This is a genomic window from Rhodococcus sp. NPDC056506, assembly GCF_042794945.1.
GTDB lineage: Bacteria > Actinomycetota > Actinomycetes > Mycobacteriales > Mycobacteriaceae > Rhodococcus_F.
Window position 1 is genome coordinate 8206 of the sequence record NZ_JBHTSW010000077.1, and the last position, 2154, is coordinate 10359.

1 protein-coding gene is annotated in these 2154 nt (G+C 61.0%); it reads left to right on the forward strand.

Going from position 1 to position 2154, the window contains the following annotated elements; translation table 11 throughout:
- A partial coding sequence (locus ACFQ6H_RS29415; protein ID WP_378650365.1) for an isopeptide-forming domain-containing fimbrial protein occupies positions 1-2090 on the forward strand: 2090 nt, incomplete at its 5' end.
- Between the last annotated feature and the right edge of the window lie 64 nt (positions 2091-2154).

A 2154-nucleotide genomic window follows, 5' to 3' on the forward strand; every position in this document is an offset into this window, starting at 1 on the left:
GGACGAAGACGGTGACGTATTCGGTGAAGGTCAATGCCGATGTGGTCGGTGGTGTGTTCGTGAACAACTTCGTTGTTCCGGGTACGACTCCGCCGGTTGATCCTCCGGAGGTGTGTGATCCGGCGACGCAGCTGTGCACGACGCATCCGGTGGTGTCTCCGAAGATTGCTGTGGTGAAGTCCTCTGATCCGGTATCTGGTTCGAATGTTGTTGCCGGTCAGGACATCAAGTACACGCTCACGTTCTCGAACACCGGTAGCGGTGCGGGTGAGGTCGCGTACTTCGACGATCTGCGTGGTCTGCTCGATGATGCTGATCTGGTTGCGGGCAGCTTGTCTGCTCAGGATCCGTTGACTGCTGCGATGGTCGGCACGGATGGTTTCTCGGTGACGGGAACCCTCGCGGCGGGCGAATCGAAGACGGTGACGTACACGGCGAAGGTCAAGGCTGATGCCGATCGTGTTGCAGCGAATGCCGACAACACGGTGCTCAACTTCGTTGTTCCGGGTACGACTCCGCCGGTGGATCCTCCGGAGGTGTGTGATCCGGCGACGCAGCTGTGCACGACGCATCCGGTTCAGGTTCCGGGGTTCACGGTCGCGAAGACCGCTGATCCGGTATCGGGTACCAATGTTGCTGCTGGCCAGACGATCACGTACACGGTGACCGGTAGCAATACGGGTAACACGACTCTTGATCCGGTGGTGTTGACCGATGATCTGTCGAAGGTTCTCGACAACGCCGCTCTGGTGGACGGTTCGCTCAAGGCAGTAGTCGATGGTGTCGACGCGACTGCTCCGACCCTCGAGGGCACCACGCTCTCGTGGACCGGTGCACTTCAGGCCGGTAAATCCGTTGTCCTGACCTACCAGGTGAAGGTCAATGCCGGTGTTGCCGGTGGCACACTGATCAACAACAAGGTCACCGGTACTGCGAAGCCGCCGACGGGTCCGGAGATCACTCCTCCGCCGGTGACGACCGAACACCCGGTTGATGGCACTCCCGCAATCGAGGTACTGAAGTCCTCTGATCCGGCCACCACGAACCGTGTGGTTGCCGGCCAGGAGATCACGTACACGCTCACGTTCAAGAATGTGGGCACCGCGGATGGTGAGGTCAGCTTCTACGACGATCTGACCGATGTTCTCGACGATGCAGTAATGACGAAGAATCCGGCTACCACTTCCACGCTGGTTGTTTCGGGTGTCGTCGACAACGTCTTCACGGTCACCGGAAAGCTGGCCAAGGGCGCGAGCGCGACGGTGACGTACACCGTCAAGGTCAATCCCGAGATCGGAACGTTGTCGGGTCCTGGATTCACTCCGGGTGTCCTGAACAACTACCTGGTGGTTGGTGGCGAGAACCCGCCGGTGGACTGTGTCCCGGGCGACGCTCTCTGCACCGAGCACCCGGTGGACCCGCCGGAGACCACCACGACGGTGCCGCCGACGACCACCACCACGACGCCGCCGGTCACGACGGAGCCTTGTGTTCCTCCGACGACGACCACGCGGATGGTTCCGACCACAACGGCTGCGACGACAACGGCTAGCGCGATCACAACTGGTGATGCTGATGTGACCGGTACGGAGGAATCCGCCCTCACGGAGGAGACCACCACGGAGGAGACCACCACAGAGGAAACCACGACAGAAGAAGTTGTCGCGGAAGAGATTGTGGATCCGTGTGGCGTGACGACAACTACGCCGCCGACGACAACGACGCCGGTCACGACAGTTCCGCCGACCACGACGGTTCCGACCACGACGGTGCCGGTTACACCGACGATCATCATTCCCCCGATCGTCGTTGTTCCTCCGATCGTCGTACCGCCGACGGTTCCGGGTCAGCCGGTTCCGAGCACGGTTCCGGGACAGCCGAAGCCGCCGACGGCAACCCCGGGTCAGCCCGGTCAGCCGAAGTCGCCGACGTCTACTCCTCAGGGCGGAACGATCAACTCGGGTGGTGGCGCTGGTGAGAGTGGCGTGAATACCACGTTGCTCGCAGCAGGTGGATTGGTTCTGCTGCTGGCGCTGGGAACGGGTGTTGTTCTCCTGACGCGTAAGCGTCGCGAGGATGGTGACAACTGATTCCCTTGAGAATCTGAGGTAAACGACGTGGGGCAGATCGCAAAATAATAGATATTACCCCCCA